Source organism: Pseudomonas fluorescens group sp. PF-1 (assembly GCF_054481335.1).
Genome location: NZ_JBTMNG010000001.1, coordinates 2041468 through 2062473 on the forward strand (window position 1 = coordinate 2041468; position 21006 = coordinate 2062473).

Here is a 21006-nt window from a genome sequence, read left to right on the forward strand (position 1 = left end):
CAGCTGCCGAGAAATCGTTGACCCAGTCAGACCTTCTAGGTTATGGCCGTACTTGCTGGATAGCTACCTATTCATAATGGGGCAGTCATGTCTCGGCAGGTGGTGCAATCCCGCATCAGCGCCAACAGGCAGATGGCTGTAGCACTGCAGGTATCATTTTTACGGTGAACAATGAAGTTTGGTAATAACCGCCAACGAGGCGCCGAGCAAAAAATTGTGAACTGCATTCATTGAAGGATTGTAAGTCTATCTTTAAACCTTATTGGTAAGCTGGCTTAGATTAGTGTCAAAGTTGCACTTCAAGCCATTAGGGAATCTCCGAACAAGTTTGCAGATGTGCTGAAATATGCTTTCACCACCTGACCCGGGCCCCGCATGAGCCAGATGAGCTTTTCCGACTTTGAGTACGCCGGCAAGCGCAAGCAAACACGCCGTGAACGATTCCTCGCCGAGATGGATCAGGTGGTGCCCTGGAGCGGCTTGCTGGCGTTAATCGAGCCGTATTACCCGAAGGCTGGTGGTGGTCGAAAACCCTATCCGCTGGAAACCATGTTGCGCATTCACCTGCTGCAAAACTGGTTCTCCCTGAGCGACCCGGCCATGGAAGAAGCGCTCTATGAAATCACGCCGATACGCCAGTTCGCCCGCCTGACCCTTAGCGCGCCGATCCCCGAAGACACCACGATCATGAATTTCCGGCACTTGCTGGAAAAGCATAAATTAGCGCCCGCAATCCTCGCGGTTATCAACGGTTACTTGCAGGAAAAAGGTCTCTCCCTGCGCCAGGGCACCATCGTCGATGCCACGATTATCCACGCGCCCAGCTCGACCAAGAACCAAGACGGCAAGCGCGATCCAGAGATGCATCAGACAAAAAAAGGCAACCAATTCTACTTTGGAATGAAGGCGCATATCGGCGCGGATGTGGAGTCGGGGCTGGTTCATCACGTCCACGGTACGGCGGCGAATGTGGCCGACGTCACTCAGGTTGCCGAGTTGCTGCATGGAGACGAAAACGCGGTGTATGCAGACGCAGGGTACACCGGTGTTGAGAAGCGTGAAGAGCACGAAAACCGTGAAGTGATCTGGCAGATCGCCGCGCGGCGCAGCACCTATTCCAGGCTTAATAAACGCAGCCTGCTCTACAAGGCCAAGCGCAAGATCGAGTATTGCAAAGCGCAGACACGGGCCAAGGTCGAACATCCTTCCGGGTGATTAAGCGTCAGTTTGGCTATGTGAAAGTACGGTTTCGTGGGCTGATGAAAAACACGGCTCAGTTGACCATGCTGTTTGCCCTCTCAAACCTTTGGATGGCCCGAAAGCAGCTGATGGGTATGGGCAAGTTACGCGTATAACACAGCGAAATGGGTTGAGAAGCCCGACAACGCGGTGCGCACGTGACGTTTCGCGATAAATAGCGCTGTACGGCATGGAATATTCAACTTGTCGCGCGGTTGCGGCAAGTTGATCGGAGCTTCCTTAGGCATAATGGAAATCCACCTAACTGGCCGGTAGCAATTTTTCTAGGAATAGCTCATCGCTAGTTGAGCATGTAGGTCTAATAAATAACAGGTAAGCTGAACAGCCAATCCTTTTGGGTGTGGCTGGTTTTTCACGCGCATACATAGGTAATATATGCACTCGATCGTAGGCTTTGTAGTGCTTCAAGACAGCTTACTTTGGATATTGCTCAATTCCCCAAGAAAGCATACGTTCTAACAGTAGTGTTAAAACTGCCTGGGTCGCAGTCGCCAGGTCTTCGCGGTAGCAGAACGGCTCAAACTCTTCCATATACGTGCACTGGCCCAACTCCAGTTGCACGGCATGGATGTTTTCGGCCGGGTTGCCGTAATGCCGGGTGATGTGGCCGCCCTTGAAGCGTCCGTTCAGCACATGGCTGTAGTCCGGGTGTGCGGCGCAGATCGCTTCCAATTGAGTCGCAAGCTGTGGATCGCAACTGGCGCCATTGAAGGTGCCGAGGTTGAAGTCCGGCAGTTTGCCGTCGAACAGGTGCGGGATGATCGAGCGAATCGAGTGGGCATCGAACAACAGCGCATAGCCGAATTCGGCTTTGAGGCGCGCCAGCTCCTGCTGCAAGGTGCTGTGGTATGGCGTCCAGATCTGCTCCAGATAAGTCGCACGCTCTTCTTTCGAAGGCTCCAGCCCTTCGCGGAACAGTGGCACACCGTCAAACAGCGTCGCCGGGTACAGGCCGGTGGTCGCGCCCACATACAACGGCTTGTCGTCGGACGGCCGGTTCAGGTCGATGACGAAACGCGAATACTCGGCGGCCAGGGTGCTGGCGCCCAGTTCGGCGGCGAAATCGTAGAGCTGCGGGATGTGCCAGTCAGTGTCCGGCAGGCTTTTCGCGGCCGGGATCAACCCGGCCTCGACCACCGGAGTCAGACGCACGCCGGCGTGGGGCATGCTGATCAGCAGCGGCACGCGGCCTTGTTTGAAGTTCAGAACCTTATCCACAACTGCTCTCCTACAGACTTGTTTCGACGCCGTGACGCACGACGCGTTTTTCCAGATCACCGCCCAGCCAGTACGACAGGTCAGCCGGACGATCGATTTGCCAGGCAACGAAATCCGCGACCTTGCCCACCTCCAGCGAACCATGGGTATCGGCCATGCCTATGGCCGTGGCGGCGTGAATCGTGGCGCCGGCCAGGGCTTCTTCCGGGGTCATGCGGAAACAGGTGCACGCCATGTTCAGCATCAGGCGCAACGACAGGCCCGGTGAAGTGCCGGGGTTGAGATCACTGGCGATGGCGATTTTCACCCCGTGCTTGCGCAGGGCGTCCATCGGCGGCAATTGGGTTTCGCGCAGGAAGTAAAAAGCGCCGGGCAGCAGCACTGCGACCGTGCCGGACTTGGCCATGGCGATGGCATCGTCTTCGGTCATGAATTCCAGATGATCGGCGGACAGTGCGTGGTAACGCGCCGCCAGGGTCGAACCGTGCAGGGACGACAATTGCTCGGCATGCAGTTTCACCGGCAGCCCCAGTTCCTGGGCGGTGATGAACACCCGCTCGACCTGCGCCGGGGAAAACGCCAGGTACTCGCAGAACGCATCCACCGCATCCACCAGCCCTTCGGCGGCCAGGGCCGGGAGCATCTCGGCGCAGATGTGATCGATGTAGTCGTCGGCGCGATCCACATACTCAGGCGGTAATGCATGGGCCGCCAGGCAAGTGCTGCGCACGCTGACCGGCAGCTCGGCGCCAAGGCGGCGGGCCACCCGCAGCATCTTGCGTTCGTTGGCCAGGTCGAGGCCGTAACCGGATTTGATTTCGATGCTGGTGACGCCATCGCGCATCAGGCTTTTCAGACGCTTGGCGGCGCTGGCGAACAGCTCATCTTCGCTGGCCGCGCGGGTGGCGCGCACGGTGCTGGCGATGCCACCACCGCTGGCGGCGATTTCCGCGTAGCTGACGCCTTGCAGACGCTTCTCGAACTCACCGCTGCGGTTCCCGCCGAACACCGTGTGGGTGTGGCAGTCAATCAAGCCCGGCGTCACCCAGGCCCCGTTCAAATCATTGACCGTCGGGTACTCGCCCGCCGGCAGTTCAGCGCGCGGGCCAACCCACTCAATGTGCGCACCGGACGTCACGATGGCCGCATCCTCGATGATCGAGTAGACGCCTTGCGCCATGGTTGCGACGTGGCAGTGTTGCCAGAGCGTTTTCATCCGTGGTCTCCGTTAGGGTATTGACGGGAGATAGAAAGATCACGGGACCCCTGGAGCTTGCGTCCTGACGCCGGTTTCACCCACACTAAATAGGCGACTGCGAGTAAGGCAATCCAAATTACTCCGACGATTAATGCTGGTTGTGTATCCGAGAAATATCCCAGTACACCAATGATAAACAACATGAAGGTAATCGCTGCTAGAGGGGCAAAAGGCCAGAACGGCACCGGGAATTGCAACTGGGCGACTTGTTCGCTGCTCATGGAGCGACGCATGGCCACCTGGGTGACTAGAATCATCAACCAAACCAAGACCGTGGCAAATGTGGCAATCGAGGCGATCACCAGGAAAACCTTTTCCGGGATCAAGTAGTTCAATGCCACGCCACCGAGCAAGGCTGCGCCCATGACTAACACAGTCATCCAGGGCACGCCATGTCGAGATAGTTTGCCAAAGACTTTTGGTGCATGACCTTGCTGCGCTAGGCCATACATCATCCGACCGGCCCCGAATATCTCGCTATTGATCGCTGAGACTGCTGCGGAAATCACAACGATATTGAGGATGGTTGCCGCCGAACTGATCCCCAGATTGTCGAAAATCTGCACGAAAGGACTGCCCTGACTGCCGATCTGCGGCCAAGGGAAAATTGCCATCAATACAAACAAGGTCAGGACATAAAATAGCAGTATTCGTATTGGTACCGCGTTGATCGCCTTCGGCAACACCCGTTGCGGGTCTTTGGCTTCACCGGCAGTCACACCGATGATTTCGATACCGCCGAAGGCAAACATCACCACCGCAAACGAGGCGATCAGGCCACTGAAACCGTTGGGCATGAAACCGCCGTGTATCCAGAGATTGTTTATACCAATGTCCGTCGAAGGGCTCGCACTGTACATACCAAACAGAATGATGCCGAATCCACCAAGTATCATCGCGATAATGGCCCCGACTTTGAGCAACGACAACCAGAATTCCATTTCACCGAAAACTTTCACCGTGCACAGGTTCAGCCCACCAATCAGGCACACAATGCCAAGTACCCAGATCCAGCGTGCAACCTCCGGAAACCAAAAGCCCATATAAATACCGAAGGCGGTGACGTCGGCCAAACCCACGATTATCGTTCCAAAAGCGTAAGTCCAGCCGAGGATAAAGCCGGCCATTGGCCCCAGATAAGTACTGGCATACTGCCCGAACGAGCCAGCCACCGGGTCGCGTACTGACATTTCACCCAGTGCGCGCATCACTATAAAAACCGCCGCACCACCAATCAGGTACGCTAGCAGTACCGCTGGGCCTGCCATCTGGATGGCCGAGGCAGAACCGTAAAACAGTCCGGTGCCGATAGCCGACCCCAGCGCCATGAATCGAATATGTCGAGCCGAGAGCCCGCGTTTCAAGCCTGTTGCTTGCTGTTGCATTGCGCATCTCTATTTATTTTTATGAGCGTAAATTGACTCAAGTGAAAACCCGCTCCTTCATGGGAGCGGGTAGGACTTCTATCAGCTTGTTTGCGCAAAGGAGCCAAAGGCCCCTCCCTGATTACAGGCTGGGCAGCAGCTTGACCGGTACCAGCTCATTCAGGCAGCGCGAAGCCAACAGTTCACTAGCTGCATGGATATCTGGCGCGAAGAAGCGGTCTTTATCGTAGTACGGCACTTTGCTGCGTAGGGTACTGCGAGTTTGTTCCAGTTTTGGCGAGCTCTTTAGACCGTCGCGCAAATCCAGACCTTGAACCGCTGCCAGCCATTCAACGGCGAGAATGCCACGGGTGTTTTCGGCCATTTCCCATAGACGCTTGCCAGCAGCCGGGGCCATGGAAACGTGGTCTTCCTGGTTGGCGGAAGTCGGCAGGCTGTCCACCGAATGCGGATGCGCCAGTGCCTTGTTCTCGCTGGCCAGTGCCGCTGCGGTCACCTGGGCGATCATGAAGCCAGAGTTCACGCCGCCGTTGGCCACCAGGAACGGTGGCAGTTGCGACATATGTTTGTCCATCATCAGCGAGATACGACGCTCGCTCAGGGAACCGATTTCAGCAATGGCCAATGCCATGTTGTCCGCGGCCATGGCCACCGGTTCCGCGTGGAAGTTACCACCGGAGATCACGTCGCCTTCAGCGGCGAAGACCAACGGGTTGTCGGACACCGCGTTGGCTTCGACAGCCAGCACTTCGGCAGCCTGGCGGAACTGGGTCAGGCAGGCGCCCATGACTTGCGGCTGGCAGCGCAGGGAGTACGGATCCTGAACCTTTTCGCAGTTCTTGTGCGAATCGGAGACTTGACTGCGTTCGCCCAGCAGGTCGCGATAGGCGGCTGCGGCGTCGATCTGGCCTTTCTGGCCACGGGCAGCGTGGATACGTGCGTCGAACGGAGAGCGTGAGCCCAATACCGCTTCGACCGTCAGGGCACCAACAGCCACAGCGCCAGCGAACAGATCTTCGCCTTCGAACAGACCACGCAGCGCGTAAGCAGTGGAAACCTGAGTGCCATTGAGCAGCGCCAGACCTTCTTTCGCAGCCAGGGTCAGCGGCGTCAGACCGGCAACTTTCAGTGCTTCGGTCGCTTCCATCCACTCGCCTTTGTAACGCGCCTTGCCTTCACCCAGTAGCACCAGCGACATGTGCGCCAAAGGCGCCAGGTCGCCAGACGCGCCGACTGAACCTTTCAGCGGAATGTGCGGGTAAACCTCAGCGTTGATCAGGGCAATCAGCGCATCGATCACCACACGGCGAATACCGGAGAAACCACGGCTGAGGCTGTTGACCTTGAGCACCATGATTAAGCGCACCAGGTCGTCGCTGATCGGTTGGCCGACACCGGCGGCGTGGGACAGCACCAGCGAGCGCTGGAGGTTTTCCAGGTCTTCGCTGGCGATGCGGGTCGAGGCCAGCAGGCCGAAACCAGTGTTGATGCCGTAAGCGGTGCGGTTCTCGGTGAGGATTTGTTCCACGCAAGCGACACTGGCTTCGATCTGGGCCGAAGCGCTGTGGTCGAGCGTCAGTTTCACCGGCTGCTGATAGACATCACGCAGTTGGGCCAAGCTCAGTTGACCGGGAATCAAGTTAAGCGCAGTCACATTCATGCTCCTTTCGAGGGTTCTTTAAATCACTAACCAGACGTTCCGGATGATTCCGTTATCAATCGCTGCCCGCATTTGCAGTGTGGCGCCTTGGCACGCTGGTTTATTTTGAAATCAGATAGTGGTTAGCTACGTATTTACAGCGATGCGTGGCCGTGGACCGCTATTACATTGCAGTCCGCTTTTATCAGCCGGTAATCATAGGCAGGTTCAGGCCCTGTTCCTTGGCGCAGTCGATGGCGATCTGGTAGCCGGCATCGGCGTGACGCATGACACCGGTGGCCGGGTCGTTGTGCAGCACGCGAGCGATACGCTCGGCCGCTTCGTCAGTACCGTCGCAGACAATCACCATGCCCGAGTGCTGGGAGAAGCCCATGCCGACGCCGCCGCCGTGGTGCAGCGACACCCAGGTCGCGCCGCTCGCGGTATTGAGCAGGGCGTTGAGCAGTGGCCAGTCGGATACGGCATCGGAACCATCCTGCATCGATTCGGTTTCGCGGTTCGGGCTGGACACCGAACCGGAGTCCAGGTGGTCGCGACCGATGACGATCGGCGCCGACAATTCACCGCTGCGCACCATTTCGTTGAACGCCAGGCCCAACTTGGCGCGCAGGCCCAGGCCGACCCAGCAGATACGTGCCGGCAGACCCTGGAAGCTGATGCGCTCGCGGGCCATGTCCAGCCAGTTGTGCAGGTGCGCGTCGTCCGGGATCAGTTCCTTGACCTTGGCGTCGGTCTTGTAGATGTCTTGCGGGTCGCCCGACAGGGCCGCCCAACGGAACGGGCCGATGCCACGGCAGAACAGCGGACGGATGTAGGCCGGTACGAAGCCTGGGAAATCGAACGCGTTTTCCACACCTTCTTCCTGGGCCATCTGACGGATGTTGTTGCCGTAGTCGAAGGTCGGGATGCCTTGCTTCTGGAAGTCGAGCATGGCTTTGACGTGCACGGCCATCGACTGCTTGGCAGCTTTGATCACGGCGGCCGGCTCGGTCTTGGCGCGGGCGCGGTATTGCTCCCAGGTCCAGCCGGCTGGCAGGTAGCCGTTGAGCGGGTCGTGGGCGCTGGTCTGGTCGGTGACCATATCCGGGCGCACACCGCGACGGACCAGTTCCGGCAGGATTTCCGCGGCGTTGCCCAGCAGCGCGATGGAGATGGCCTTGCCTTCGGCGGTGTATTTTTCGATGCGAGCCAGCGCGTCGTCGAGGTCTTTGGCTTGCTCGTCGACGTAACGGCTTTTCAGGCGGAAATCGATGCTCACTTGCTGGCATTCGATGTTCAGCGAGCAGGCACCGGCCAGGGTGGCGGCCAGAGGCTGGGCGCCGCCCATGCCACCGAGGCCGGCGGTCAGGACCCACTTGCCCTTCAGGTCATCGTTGTAGTGCTGGCGACCCGCTTCGACGAAGGTTTCGTAGGTGCCCTGGACGATGCCCTGGCTGCCGATGTAGATCCAGCTGCCGGCGGTCATCTGGCCGTACATGGCCAGGCCTTTGGCGTCCAGTTCGTTGAAGTGTTCCCAGTTCGCCCAGTGCGGCACCAGGTTGGAGTTGGCGATCAATACGCGCGGGGCGTTGGTGTGGGTCTTGAACACGCCGACCGGCTTGCCGGATTGCACCAGCAGGGTCTCGTCATCATTCAGGTTGGTCAGGCTTTCGACAATCTTGTCGTAGCATTCCCAGTTACGCGCAGCGCGACCGATACCACCGTAAACCACTAGTTCTTTAGGGTTCTCGGCGACTTCCGGATCGAGGTTGTTCATCAGCATGCGCAGCGGTGCTTCAGTCAGCCAGCTTTTGGCGGTCAGCTTGTTACCACGCGCAGCGCGGATTTCGACATTACGGAAATTGGATGGCTTGCTCACCAGGAATCCTCTTGAAATGGCCGAATAGCCCTATTTTTTTGGTTTGTCACCAGATTGCCTATACATGTAATCATGTATATACAAGCATAATCAAGAGAAATTTATGTTGCTTGTTTTTGTTTCTGGGGGGGGCAGCAGATTCAAAAACCGACCTAAGCCAGTTGCCGCTGACCGAAAACTGATCCAGGGGGACGGTAGAAATGTTGGACTACCTGGAGGTAGTTCATGTATTCATACGAAGATAGCATCCGAGCAGTCAAGCTCTACATCAAACTGGGGAAGCACACCGGGGCAACTATTCGTCAGTTGGGCTACCCGACGAAAAACTCTCTGAAGAGCTGGTATGAAGAGTAGGAGCGATGCCTCGACCTGTCGCGTGGCTACGTGCTCTCGAAGCCGAAGTACTCATCGGTCCAAAGGGAAAAGGCTGTCGGGTACTATCTCGACCACGGGCGCTGTATCGCCTCCACCATCAAGGCTTTGGGCTACCCGGCACGGGATTCGTTGCGTGCCTGGATTCACAAATTGCACCCCGAACTGCACGCGCGCGTCGTCGGTCAATCTGACGAGCTAGCGCGCCCGCCAGCGATGAAGCAGGCCGCGGTTATCGCGCTGTGCACGCGACAAGAAAGTGCGAACGCCGTGGCTCAAAAGCTGGGCGTGTGCAGGCCGCGTTGTACAACTGGAAAAATCAGCTATTCGGCCCAGAGGCATCCGCATTCATGAAGTGGCGACAAGAAACTCCATCGTCACCGGAGCGAGAAGAGTTGGAGCGGCAACTTGAATCTCTTCGGCTCGACGTGCGCCGTCTGCAGCTTGAGCACGACCTGTTGATGAAAGCGAATGAGCTCATAAAAAAAGATACGGGCATCGACCTGCAAGTCCTGACCAATCGGGAGAAGACATTGCTGGCTGATGCCCTGAGGCAGAGGTACTCCTTGCTAGAGCTGCTTGACGCGTTGAGCTTGGCCCGAAGCTCCTATTTCTATCATCGAGCCCGAATGCAGGTCGCGAAAAAGTACAGCGAAGCGCGTCGCGCCATGGCGGACATATTCGAGCGCAATCATCGTTGCTATGGCTGCCGTCGGATGCAAGCTTCGTTGAGCAGGCAGCGTGTGCGCCTTTCAGAGAAGGTGGTGCAGCGCTTGATGAAGCAGGAGTGCCTAGTCGTCGCCAAGCCGAAACGGCGTCGATACGGTTCCTACCTCGGGGAGATCAGTCCGGCGCCGGAAAACCTCCTCAACCGCGACTTCACGGCCCTAGCTCCGAATGAGAAATGGCTGACCGACATCTCGGAGTTCCAGATCCCGGCCGGCAAGGTGTACCTGTCCCCCATGATCGACTGCTTCGATGGGAAGGTCATCAGTTGGTCGATCGGCACGCGTCCCGACGCCGAGCTTGTGAACACGATGCTGGATGCCGCTGTCGAAACGGTGGCCAACAACGATAAACGGCCTGTTGTTCACTCCGATCGTGGCGCTCACTACCGCTGGCCCGGCTGGTTATCGCGCATCGCTGATGCGAAGCTGATTCGTTCGGTGTCGCGGAAGGGATGCTTACCTGACAACGAGGATTGTGAAGGCTTATTCGGCCGGCTGAAAACTGAACTGTTCTATCCTCGCAACTGGCAGTCAACGAGCATCGAGCAGTTCATTCAGGCCCTGGATTCATACATTCGCTGGTACAACGAGAAACGAATCAAGATTTCTCTCGGCGCTCTCAGTCCTGTTGAGCATCGTGAGAGCATGGGCCTCGCGGCATAATCAGTCCAAGTTTTTTGCCGCACCCCTGGTGGGTCAATCAGCGCTAACAGTTTAGGGGATATTCTGACTGCGGAAGCATTGATAATCCTTGCATTTCTCGCAGGTGCATTCGTACTAATGCCGGTGGTATTGGTTTGACATTTCAACGTGATCGAAAGAGCAGAGGTCGATCACGAACGCTCGGCCTATCTCGCAACCCGTGATATTCTAACGAAATTGCCGAAACACTACCTCTTCGCCGATCGTTTTGATCAGGCCCTTTCAAACTGGACAGTGAGTGGTACTGCGTTTGCCGTACTGTTGTTCGATCTGGATCATTTCAAGGAAATTAACGACAAGTATGGCCATGAGGTCGGTGGGCTGTGCCTTAATCATGGCTAAAGTCTGGGCTCGTTGCTGAAAGCGGCGGATCAGGCAATGTAGGGCGTTAAACAACTGGGATGCAAAGGAGTTGCGATGACTGAGTTCCCAGTAGCTTGAGATGCTTACAAACACTACGTTTTTCCCGAACACCGCAGTCGCATAGTCAAGTCCACATGAGGCTAAGGAAACCAGCGCATGTGAATATCCTTGAGGGAGCCGTTGGCCTCGATGCGGCGATAGCCCTCGTCATACATCTCCAGCGCTCGCAATCCGTCTGGATGGGTCAGGCTAAAGCCTATCGTCAAGGTTGCCACTCCGCAATTGAAGGCAAAGCGCACTACATCCTCTGTGCCTGACTGTATGGCTTTTTGATTCCTGACCTCCAGGTCATTGCTCATTATCAATGCTGCCTGAAAACGCCGAGCTGCAAGTTTTTGCAGGCTTATCAAGTCCGAGAGGGAATTCTCGAATACCACCCCTGAGGTTTGGAGTGCCATTGCTTGGGTTGAGTATTCGTAATCTCTGGTGATGCCAACGACAGTGCTAGGCGGCAAAATACATTGCCCATCTGGCGGCTTCGGCAATGGAGCATTGATATGTTCAAAGATGTCGTTCCTCACTTTGAAGATTGGTCGCGCAGCCAGCTTGATCCTGGCTTCGAATTCTGGTTGCCAGCTCATGTTGAAGCAGGCGGTGACTTGGCCACTGAGCACCAAGTATTTGCAGCGTGAGTAAGGCACTACTCTTAGTTGAATCTCTACACCCATCTCTTTGAAGGCGGCAACAACCACGTCATTAGCGTAACCGGTGCCATCGCTCCTTGACCATGGTGCGGCAGCATCTTCCACCATGATTGTCAGCGTCTCGCGCACCTCCTGTGCGATGCAGGCGCTCACTGCCAGCAGCTGGAGTGTGCACCCCATAAGGGTCGGGGCAACATGTGGCCACATTCGGTAGTGAGTCTTTTTGTTATACATGCGGGCTTCATTTAATCGTTGATTCCACCTTAGGTGGATAGAGTATTTAACTACAGTCTAAAATAGAGCGGCTATTTGCACGGTAAAATAAAAACAGTACTGCGAGTGCTAGTGGTTATATTCGAAAGCGATTGATCAAGGGGTAACTGGCATCGATCCGCAGCTTGGGCAGTGACGAAATCCGGCGGCAAAGCAGCGGAGACATAAGCAGTTCCAACACAAATGCTATGCGCCAAGCGACATCACCGGCCAGCGAGCGTAGCAAAACGCCGACAATGTCAGTAATTCCGGCGATGCGGACATTAAACAGTATCAACAGCGCTGCGCCAGTGCCGATCTGTAAACTACCAGTCGGTTCATGTTGGTGACTTGGCTATACGCATCTTCAATTCCATCGCCTTTCAGGATGGCTTTGATGCGTTCATTGAGTGTAGAGATAGCATCCCGGGCAATGTCGAGAGTACTGCTCGAGTCGGAACATGCGCAGATATCCGGCGGCACGATTCGGAACTGATCATGAACTGAAGCGCCCCTCAAGGCGATGTCGTGAGCCCGGATGTATCAGTCGCGCAGAGGTGACGGCCTGATTGCCGGACCAAGTACGCCGACGAATCAACAGGCAGGGCTCATTGTGATCAATCTGCAATAGCCTGCACTCTTCCGCCTCAGCGAGAATCGCTTCGACCACATGCTCACCCTCGGTCAGGGGTGCGACCCTTGACAGGTAGGCATAGGGAGTCTGCACGACGAAATCCTGCTGGAGATAATCCGGAGCCAGTACAGCATTCACGTAGCGATCTTCAAGTTGCACCGCCACGTCGTCCTCATAGTGTACGAGCAAAGAATGAAACACCCTCTGCCCTTCGCGCATGTTCAATGCGAAGGCCCGCTCAGGGCTAGCCGACTCCTCGGTTAGGAGAATCACCTTGCAATGATGGTGATGGTCGCGTGACTTTATTTCATCGGCAATGTTGTTGACCTCAAATAGAGCCGAATGACCCTTGCGTTCCGCGACGAAAGTACCCACCCCTTGCATGCGCATCAACAATCCATCAGCTGTGAGTTCACGAAGGGCGCGATTGATCGTCATACGACTAAATCCTAGTGCGTCCACCAGTTCGCTTTCCGAGGGTATCCGTTGATGTGCCAGCCAAGTGCCACTCTGTATCTGTTGAGTGATCATCCGTTTGACTTGCGCATAGAGCGGCGCTGGCACATCGCTGATTTGATCTGCCAACGAGGATGAGTTTTGTGGCTGCTTCGACATGTGGTTCTCCTTGTCATGCTGAGTAGTAGTTTACTCTTATCGCAAACATCTGTATATGTATATACAATCTAATTCCAACTCATAGGTTGTCTTTATGCCTGCATTCATAGCTCCCTGCGCATTGTTACCCGAAGGCTGGGCGCACGACGTACATTTTGAGGTTTCCACCTCCGGCCACTTGGAAAAAATCACCATTGGCGGCTCATCTGAAGGGGCTGAACGCTTACGGGGACCTGTGCTACCAGGTATGCCAAACGTTCATTCGCACGCATTCCAACGCGCGATGGCGGGGCTTGCCGAAGTTGCCGGTAACCCAAACGACAGCTTCTGGACTTGGCGTGACCTGATGTACCGAATGGTGGGGCGCCTTTCTCCCGAGCAAATGCAGATTATTGCGCGTCAGCTTTACATAGAAATGCTCAAGGCCGGCTACACGAGCGTGGCTGAATTTCACTATGTGCATCATGATGTCAACGGCATACCCTATGCCGATCCAGCCGAGTTAGCTTGGCGTATCAGTGAAGCCGCTAGTGAGGCGGGTATAGGCCTAACTTTGCTCCCTGTACTATACAGTTACTCTGGTTTTGGCTCTCAGGAACCGAATCATAGTCAACGACGCTTCGTAAACACCACCGATAGCTATCTTGACTTGCTGGAGCGTTTAAAACCACATCTGGCTATAAAAAGGGCACAGCGTCTCGGTATCTGTTTTCATTCCCTCCGAGCGGTCTCACCCGAGCAAATCAACGTCGTGCTAAACGCGGTGCATCTTGATCAGCCGATCCATATCCATATTGCCGAACAGTTGAAAGAAGTAAGCGATTGCCTGGCCTGGGCTGGTCGCCGTCCGCTGCAATGGCTTTATGAAAATGTTTCGATCGATAAACATTGGTGTTTAGTACATGCAACACATGCTAACAGCAATGAGATTGCTGCCATGGCATACAGCGGAGCTGTGGCAGGACTATGCTTAACTACAGAAGCTAATTTGGGAGACGGTATATTTCCGGCCGTTGACTATTTCAGGCAGGGAGGGCGCTTCGGAATCGGGTCAGACAGTCACGTATCGCTGAGTGTGGTTGAGGAATTACGTTGGCTGGAGTATGGACAGCGCTTGCGCGACCAACGACGTAATCGACTTTACTGTGACGACCAACCAATGATCGGTCGCAATCTCTATGACGCAGCTTTGAGTGGTGGCGCTCAGGCGCTTGGGCAGTGCGTCGGGACGCTCGAGGTAGGCAAGCGGGCCGATTTATTGGTTCTGAACGGTGATAACCCGTATATAGCAACTGCCAAGGGCAATGAAATTCTCAACCGTTGGTTGTTCGCTGGCAGCGACACTCAAATATGTGATGTCATGGTCAATGGTCAGTGGGTGATCAAGAATGGTCACCATGCTGAGGAAGAGCGTAGCGCTCGAGATTTCACCAACGTGCTGAAAAGTCTTTTGGCTTAAATAGGTGTGGTTCGCTAAAAAAACGCGGAACTAATAAGTTGGAAGGCATGATAGTGGTAAGCGTCTGCCGAACACACCTTCAGAATCCCCAGATTAAGGGCGATGGTGTCCACCTAAATACGCGGACACCATCGCCCTTAAACCTGGAGTTCGGAAGGTGTGTTCGCCAGCCCCTTACGGTGACTTGGCCGGACGGTTACGGGGCTGGCGCAAATATGGCAGGCAATGCGGAGCTGTGTGGATAGCGGCCTTAAGCAAGAAGGGGTATTGCCTGGCGGACTGAATGTTCAGCGCCGCGCGGCACGCCTGCACCGCAGTCTGTTGGAGATTGGAAAGCCTAATGTCATCGGGTCGACATTGAGCGCCATGGAATGGGTGAACCTATTCGCTCTGGCAGTCAACGAAGAAAATGCCGCTGGCGGGCGAATGGTCACAGCACCCACCAATGGCGCGGCAGGGATTATTCCAGCCGTTTTGCAGTACTACATGAAATTTTGTCCGGAGGCCAAGGATAGCGATGTGGTGGACTATTTCCTTGCCGCCGCTGCCGTCGGCATTCTTTGCAAACGTAATGCCTCTATCTCCGGTGCGGAAGTCGGCTGTCAGGGCGAGGTCGGTTCTGCTTGCGCAATGGCCGCTGCCGGCCTTGCGGAAATTCTCGGCGCCAGTCCCGAGCAAGTGGAGAATGCTGCAGAAATAGGCTTGGAACACAATCTTGGTTTGACCTGTGATCCCGTTGGCGGACTGGTACAGGTGCCGTGCATTGAGCGAAATGCCATCGCTGCGGTGAAGGCGATCAATGCTGCACAAATGGCATTGCGCGGTGACGGCACGCACTTTATCTCGCTAGATCGGGTAATCCGCACAATGCGCGATACTGGTGCAGACATGCATGACAAATACAAAGAGACCTCACGTGGCGGGCTGGCCGTTAGCTCCATCGAGTGTTGAACCACTTGGTCCATAGGAGAGAAGCATGCGACTCAACAATTCTCGCCATCCACAACCACAGACTCTACGCATTGGCTTTTGGTTGGTGGAAGGATTTGATTTTTTTACATTGGCCAATGCACTGGAGCCATTGCGCCTAGCAAACCAAGTTGCTGGTCCAGGCGTTTGTCATTGGCAAATTCTTAGCTCAGACGGCCTGCCCCTTTATGCCAGCAATGGCATTGTTACTGCCACTTCGCGACTGGACCAGGCCCAGTCACTGGATGTGTTAATCCTTTGTGGTGGCGAGAACCTACACAATCGAATAGACGTTCCTGAGCTACGAAGCCAGTTGCGCTACTGGGCCATGCAGCCTATCAGGCTCGGTTCACTCGGCAAGGCCGGTTGGGTCTTGGCGCAAATAGGTGCGCTGGACGGTTATCGGTGCAGTTTGCCTGAACCCGATCCATCGCTGACGCTAGGTGCATTCAAAGATCTGATTCCAGTCGCAGCGCCGTTCTGTGTCGACCGCCAGCGTTTGACTTGCGTTGGCCCCCAAGCAGTACAAGGTTTGATGCATGAGCTGCTTGCCCATACTCACGGTCGTGGTTTGATTCTGCATATGGACAAGCACGCTGCCCGTCAAGCTAAACCCTTGCAATCGACGCAAAATGCTCCGGCCAAATTGCAGACAACGCTGGCATTAATGGGCGAACACCTGAATCGCATGTTAAGCATCGACGAGCTTGCCGAAAACATTGGTGTTTCCCGCCGACATCTGGAGAGGCTGTTCAAGCAATATTTGGGTTGTTCGCCGTCGCGGCGCTACCTGGATTTGCGCCTGCAACACGCGCGTGACCTATTGCAGGCCGGTCGAGGGGGTATGCCTAATGTCGCTAGCGAATGCGGGTTTGTATCGTTACAACATTTTATTCGCTGTTATCGCCAGTACTTCGGCGCACACCCGCGCGACCATGTGGGGGTGAGCATGCTTGCGATAGCAGGCTGACGCTAGCATCAATTTAGCTCTCACCGCAGTAAGCCCACGTTTAGTCTTGAAGTTAAAGTGAGGTAGGCTTAAGACTCGAAACGCCGATGCAGAGCTGACCCATGTGCCAACGCAAGATTTCCACCTTGAAGGCGGCAAAAATCCAGCGCAGGCAACGGTTCGTGAGGAGCCAGGCCGGGTCAGTGAAAGCTCAGCACCGCGTCAATTCGGCATCGGCATCGGCATCGACAGGACAGTTTTTTTGAGGTGAAATTTTGTTCAGTACATCGTGCTTTGGTATGGTCTGACACTCCTATGGTTGTCATGAGTACAGTCCGCTTTTGGCCGATGCTGTTGTAAAAATCGGCCATGGTTTCCACGTTAAAAAAGTAAGCGCTTGAGACTAAAATCTTTGCATTGAGCAGAGGATTCCGGGATCAGATTTCGCGTATCGGCGCGCAAAAAAAGCGTTTTCAGCGCTCAGTGTCTGGGCAGTCTGTGAAGAACCGAATTTTTCAGCAGAATCGGCCGATTTCTGCCTGCCGCGACCGGTTGAAAAGATCCAAAGCTGACGTTGAACCAGTCAAGACGCGTGGGGCCGTGCTGATTGATTTGGGTTGCCTTTGGACAGTCTGCGCCGCTGATTTAAGTTTCCGGGAGGCTGTAGCGCTCGACGAAGTACTGCTTCAGGCATTCAACAGTCACGCGCACCTTGGCCGAAGTGGCGAGGGGAGCCGTGTACACCGCCCAAATGTCAGCCGGCTGCATGTACTCGGGCAAAACCTGCACGAGGCGCCCGTCTTCCAGGTTGTCGTACACGTCCCACCATGAGCGCAGCAAGATGCCTCGGCCATCGATGCACCACTGGTGCACCACTTCACCGTGATTGGACGACAGCGGGCCAGTCACTTTCACTTGTTCTTCGCCCTCCGGCCCTTGCAATTGCCAGATCCCGAATGGGTGATCGCGTTCCTTGATCACCAGGCAATCGTGTGTGGCCAGATCCGCCAGTGTACGCGGTGTGCCGTACCGTTCCAGATACGCCGGCGCGGCGCAGAGTACCCGGCGATTGCGCGCCAGCGGCTTGGCGATGAGGTGCGGATCAATTTCGTTGCCGACCCGCACGTCGAGGTCGAAGCCTTCGTCGATCAGGTCGATCAGGCGGTCCTGCACATCGAGGCGGATGTCCAGTTGGGGGTAGCGTTCGGCCAGTTCCGAAAGGGCAGGGGCAACGAAGCGCCGGCCCAGTCCGAGGCTACTGGCGATACGCAGTTGCCCGCTGGGCTCGCGGTGCAGGGCACTGACGTCATCGCCCATGCGCTGCACTGAGTCGAGGATGCGCAAGGCCCACTGGTAGATACGCTCGCCATCGTCGCTCACTGACACTCGGCGGGTGGTGCGATGCAGCAGGCGCACGCCGAGGTTTTGCTCGAGCAGGCGAATGCGTTTGCTGATAAAGGCGGCGGACATGCCCAGTTCAGAGGCGGCGCTTGAGAAGCTGGAGCGACGGGCAACATGGACGAAGACGTTGAGGTCTTCCAGATTCGGTAGATTGTTCACAGTTCGGATAATAAGTATCAACAGTTGAGCTGATTATACTTGCATCGTCAACTTATAGCATGCCTGGCATCACATCCAACCTCTGATCTAACAAGGGTGCCAGCATGAACAAGACATTCAGAATCGCCGCGATTGCCGGAGACGGTATTGGCCTGGAAGTTCTCCCGGAAGGACTGCGAGTGGTCCAGGCGGCGGCGCGAAAATTTGGCCTGGCGCTGGAGTTCGAACACTTTGAGTGGGCCAGCTGCGACTACTACCTCGAGCACGGCAAGATGATGCCGGATGACTGGTTCGACCAGCTCAAGGGCTTCGATGCCCTGTACTTCGGCGCTGTCGGCTGGCCAGACAAGGTGCCCGACCACATTTCGCTGTGGGGCTCGCTGCTGAAGTTCCGACGCGACTTTGACCAGTACGTGAATATTCGCCCGGTGCGCCTGTTCCCCGGCGTGCCGTGCCCACTGGCTGGCAAGCAGCCAGGCGACATCGACTTCGTGGTGATCCGCGAGAACACCGAAGGCGAGTACTCCTCTTTGGGCGGGCGTATGTTCGAGGGAACCGAGAATGAGTTCGTGCTGCAGGAATCGGTATTCACCCGTCGTGGTGTTGACCGCATCCTCAAGTACGCCTTCGACCTGGCGCAGACGCGTGAGCGCAAGCAGCTGACCTCAGCCACCAAATCCAATGGCATGGCCGTGAGCATGCCTTATTGGGACGAGCGCACGGCCGCCATGGCAACCAATTATCCGGACATCACCTGGGACAAGCAGCACATCGATATCCTATGCGCGCGCTTCGTGTTGCAGCCGGAGCGCTTTGATGTGGTGGTAGCGTCCAACCTGTTCGGTGACATCCTCTCCGACCTCGGCCCGGCTTGCGCCGGCACCATCGGCATCGCACCGTCGGCTAACCTCAACCCGGAGCGCAAGTTCCCGTCACTGTTCGAGCCGGTGCATGGCTCGGCGCCGGATATCTTCGGCCAGAACATTGCCAACCCGATTGCCATGATTTGGTCGGGCGCTCTCATGCTCGAATTTCTCGGCCGAGGTGACGAGCGCTATCGCGCCGCCCACGACGAGATCCTCCAAGCGATTGAGCAGGTAATCGCCAACGGAACCGTGACTCGCGACATGGGCGGCTCGTTGTCCACCCAGGCAGTGGGTCAGGCCATCGCCGAAATTGTCGCGGGATAATTGCGGTAGAGCTTCAGGCCGATGGTTTGCGTTCTGTCGAGGCAAGCCATCGAGTCGACGTGCAGCTCTTGCGCTGTGCGTTGAATAGTTGCAAACTGTTAACCATTGGGAACATGTTAACTGGTGGTTTACAGGAAGCGCGAACGTCAACTGCCACAACGCTACCCTTTCTTCCTGTGCGCGTGCCTGCGCCGGATGCGATGTTCAATAAAAAAACGTCCCAGGAGACGCCTGATGTCCCACAATAATAAAAAGGTCGATGTGTTTCTGATCACCATGAGCTTGATAGCGGTACTGCTCACGGTAGTCGGACTCGCGGCATTCCCCTCCGAGGCGGAAAAAGCTGCAAACCAGTTGTTCGAATTTTCTACCCGTACCTTTGGCACCGCCGTGCAAATGCTGATCTTTGGTAGTTCGCTGGCCGTGCTCTACATCGCTTTCAGCAAGTACGGCAACATTCGCCTCGGTTCTGGCAAGCCTGAGTACCCCACCGCTACGTGGGTGTTCATGTTCATCTGCGCCGGCATGGGTTCTTCCACCCTCTACTGGGGTGTGATGGAGTGGGCCTACTACTATCAGACGCCGGGCCTGAATATCGCCCCGCAATCGCGTGAAGCGCTGGAGTACAGTGTCAGCTACTCGTTCTTCCACTGGGGTATCAGCGCGTGGTCAATCTACGCCTTGGCGTCCCTGGCGATGGCTTATCACTTTCATGTGCGCAAAAAGAGCGGCCTCAACCTGGCCTCCATCATTGAGGCTATCACCGGCTTCAAGGCCACAGGCCCGGTAGGACGCATCGTCGATCTGGTTTTCCTGCTGACCATGATGGGCGCACTGACTGTTTCCCTGGCGCTGACGGCTTCGACCTTGACCCGTGGCCTGTCCGGTCTGGTCGGAATACCGGATACCTTTACGCTGCAAGTGACAGTGATCGGTCTGATTGCAGTGCTGTTTTCCCTCAGCTCCTACATCGGCATTGACGGTGGCCTGCAGAAGCTGAGCAAGATCGTCTGCTATGGTGCGCTGCTGTTCGCAGCCGTGGTGCTGCTGGTCGGTCCAACCCAGTTCGCCATCAACAACACCGCCAATGGCATCGGCTTGATGATCCAAAACTACGTGCACATGAGCCTGTTCACTGACCCGGCCGGTGATGGTGAATTCACCCGTAACTGGACGGTTTTCTATTGGCTCTGGTGGGTGTCCTACGCGCCAGGCGTGGCCATGTTCGTGACCCGGGTTTCCCGCGGTCGGCAGATTAAGGAAGTGGTCTTCGCCCTGTTGATGGGCGGCAGCGTCGGTTGCTGGTTCTTCTTTGGCGCGCTGGAAAGCTTCAGCATGCACCAGTTCATCACCGGCGCCATCGACGTGCCGAAAATCCTCACCGAACAAGGCGGTGAAAGCGCGGTGCAAGCGCTGATCATGTCGCTGCCGGTGGGCAAGGTATTCCTCGCCGTGTACCTGTTCATCATGGCGGTGTTCTGCGCCTCGCACATGGACGCTGCTGCCTATGCCGTGGCGGCGACCAGTACCCGCAACCTGAAGGAAGGCGATGACCCTTCGCCGACCCATCGCCTGTTCTGGTGCATCACGTTGACCCTGGTGCCGCTGGCCATGCTGTTCGCCAAGGCGTCGCTGTCGACCATGAAGACCGCTGTGGTGCTGACCGCCATCCCGTTCACCGTGATTCTGCTGGTCAAGGTCTACGGCTTCTTCAAGTGGATGTTGCAGGACTACGGCCACGTGCCGGCCCACCGCATCGAAGAGGAAGCCGCCGCCATGGCCGCGCAGCCGCGGGTTGCCGAGCAAACGGTAAAGCACGTCGCCGACCCTGTTGCAGTGGCCTGATGATCCTGAGGTCGCGCCGCCTACC

Annotated in this window: 14 protein-coding genes and 2 pseudogenes; 8 read left to right on the plus strand and 8 right to left on the minus strand. The window is 56.2% G+C overall.

What is annotated here, in order from left to right; genetic code table 11:
- Positions 1-375: 375 nt before the first annotated feature.
- A protein-coding gene (locus tag ACX3YD_RS09795) for an IS5 family transposase (RefSeq protein WP_458959802.1) occupies positions 376-1355 on the plus strand; the annotation gives its coding sequence in 2 pieces (ribosomal slippage) (positions 376-1207 and positions 1207-1355; 981 coding nt in all).
- 319 nt (positions 1356-1674) lie between these two features.
- On the opposite strand, the gene hutG is transcribed toward ACX3YD_RS09795, so the two are convergent.
- The 5 genes from hutG to hutU form a co-directional block, all read right to left on the minus strand.
- The gene (gene hutG, locus ACX3YD_RS09800; protein ID WP_458959803.1) at positions 1675-2478 is read right to left on the minus strand and encodes an N-formylglutamate deformylase; all 804 of its coding nucleotides are present in this window, start codon (positions 2476-2478) and stop codon (positions 1675-1677) included.
- 10 nt (positions 2479-2488) lie between these two features.
- Positions 2489-3694 carry an imidazolonepropionase gene (gene hutI, locus ACX3YD_RS09805; protein WP_458959804.1) on the minus strand — a complete coding sequence of 402 codons (1206 nt, stop codon included), beginning with the start codon at positions 3692-3694 and terminating at the stop codon, positions 2489-2491.
- Entirely contained in the window at positions 3691-5121 is a 1431-nt protein-coding gene (locus ACX3YD_RS09810; protein ID WP_458959805.1) for an amino acid permease, read from the minus strand. The genes hutI and ACX3YD_RS09810 overlap by 4 nt, the downstream gene beginning before the upstream one ends.
- A 121-nt stretch (positions 5122-5242) precedes the next feature.
- On the minus strand, positions 5243-6781 hold the full coding sequence (gene hutH, locus ACX3YD_RS09815) for a histidine ammonia-lyase (RefSeq protein ID WP_458959806.1): 1539 nt from the start codon (positions 6779-6781) through the stop codon (positions 5243-5245).
- A 184-nt stretch (positions 6782-6965) separates the two neighbouring features.
- Positions 6966-8639, minus strand: a complete 1674-nt coding sequence (gene hutU / locus ACX3YD_RS09820; RefSeq protein WP_458959807.1) for a urocanate hydratase — start codon at positions 8637-8639, stop codon at positions 6966-6968.
- Positions 8640-8864: 225 nt separating this feature from the next.
- Between hutU and ACX3YD_RS09825 the strand changes: the two are divergent.
- Both ACX3YD_RS09825 and ACX3YD_RS09830 read left to right on the plus strand, forming a co-directional pair.
- Positions 8865-10402, plus strand: a pseudogene (locus ACX3YD_RS09825) (IS3 family transposase).
- A 147-nt stretch (positions 10403-10549) separates the two neighbouring features.
- Complete coding sequence (locus ACX3YD_RS09830; protein ID WP_458959808.1) at positions 10550-10783, plus strand: diguanylate cyclase domain-containing protein; 234 nt, start codon at positions 10550-10552, stop codon at positions 10781-10783.
- A 161-nt stretch (positions 10784-10944) separates the two neighbouring features.
- Here ACX3YD_RS09830 and ACX3YD_RS09835 read toward each other — a convergent pair whose 3' ends face one another.
- Complete coding sequence (locus ACX3YD_RS09835) at positions 10945-11742, minus strand: substrate-binding periplasmic protein (protein WP_458959809.1); 798 nt, start codon at positions 11740-11742, stop codon at positions 10945-10947.
- A 514-nt stretch (positions 11743-12256) separates the two neighbouring features.
- Positions 12257-13009, minus strand: a complete 753-nt coding sequence (gene hutC, locus ACX3YD_RS09840) for a histidine utilization repressor (RefSeq protein ID WP_458959810.1) — start codon at positions 13007-13009, stop codon at positions 12257-12259.
- A 94-nt stretch (positions 13010-13103) separates the two neighbouring features.
- Here hutC and ACX3YD_RS09845 point away from each other — a divergent pair, with 94 nt between their 5' ends.
- The 3 genes and pseudogenes from ACX3YD_RS09845 to ACX3YD_RS09855 all read left to right on the plus strand — a co-directional run bounded on the left by ACX3YD_RS09845 (position 13104) and on the right by ACX3YD_RS09855 (position 16407).
- The gene (locus ACX3YD_RS09845) at positions 13104-14468 is read left to right on the plus strand and encodes a formimidoylglutamate deiminase (protein ID WP_458959811.1); all 1365 of its coding nucleotides are present in this window, start codon (positions 13104-13106) and stop codon (positions 14466-14468) included.
- A gap of 201 nt (positions 14469-14669) precedes the next feature.
- A pseudogene (locus ACX3YD_RS09850) lies at positions 14670-15419 on the plus strand (L-serine ammonia-lyase); the annotation flags it as partial.
- Between the two features lie 25 nt (positions 15420-15444).
- Positions 15445-16407, plus strand: a complete 963-nt coding sequence (locus tag ACX3YD_RS09855) for a GlxA family transcriptional regulator (protein ID WP_458959812.1) — start codon at positions 15445-15447, stop codon at positions 16405-16407.
- 624 nt (positions 16408-17031) lie between these two features.
- Here the strand turns inward: ACX3YD_RS09855 and ACX3YD_RS09860 are convergent.
- Entirely contained in the window at positions 17032-17946 is a 915-nt protein-coding gene (locus ACX3YD_RS09860; protein WP_458959813.1) for a LysR substrate-binding domain-containing protein, read from the minus strand.
- Positions 17947-18050: 104 nt separating this feature from the next.
- Between ACX3YD_RS09860 and ACX3YD_RS09865 the strand changes: the two genes are divergently transcribed.
- A complete protein-coding gene (locus ACX3YD_RS09865) occupies positions 18051-19136 on the plus strand; it encodes a tartrate dehydrogenase (protein WP_458959814.1) in 1086 nt (361 codons plus the stop codon).
- Positions 19137-19370: 234 nt separating this feature from the next.
- The gene (locus tag ACX3YD_RS09870; RefSeq protein ID WP_458959815.1) at positions 19371-20981 is read left to right on the plus strand and encodes a BCCT family transporter; all 1611 of its coding nucleotides are present in this window, start codon (positions 19371-19373) and stop codon (positions 20979-20981) included.
- The last annotated feature ends 25 nt before the right edge of the window (positions 20982-21006 follow it).

Excerpts from the sequence above, each read along its gene's own strand:
- hutI (WP_458959804.1), bottom strand. The coding sequence starts at position 3,694 with ATGAAAACGCTCTGGCAACACTGCCACGTCGCAACCATGGCGCAAGGC.
- ACX3YD_RS09810 (WP_458959805.1), bottom strand. The coding sequence starts at position 5,121 with ATGCAACAGCAAGCAACAGGCTTGAAACGCGGGCTCTCGGCTCGACAT.
- hutH (WP_458959806.1), bottom strand. The coding sequence starts at position 6,781 with ATGAATGTGACTGCGCTTAACTTGATTCCCGGTCAACTGAGCTTGGCC.
- ACX3YD_RS09835 (WP_458959809.1), bottom strand. The coding sequence starts at position 11,742 with ATGTATAACAAAAAGACTCACTACCGAATGTGGCCACATGTTGCCCCG.
- hutC (WP_458959810.1), bottom strand. The coding sequence starts at position 13,009 with ATGTCGAAGCAGCCACAAAACTCATCCTCGTTGGCAGATCAAATCAGC.
- ACX3YD_RS09845 (WP_458959811.1), top strand. The coding sequence starts at position 13,104 with ATGCCTGCATTCATAGCTCCCTGCGCATTGTTACCCGAAGGCTGGGCG.
- ACX3YD_RS09855 (WP_458959812.1), top strand. The coding sequence starts at position 15,445 with ATGCGACTCAACAATTCTCGCCATCCACAACCACAGACTCTACGCATT.
- ACX3YD_RS09865 (WP_458959814.1), top strand. The coding sequence starts at position 18,051 with ATGAACAAGACATTCAGAATCGCCGCGATTGCCGGAGACGGTATTGGC.
- ACX3YD_RS09870 (WP_458959815.1), top strand. The coding sequence starts at position 19,371 with ATGTCCCACAATAATAAAAAGGTCGATGTGTTTCTGATCACCATGAGC.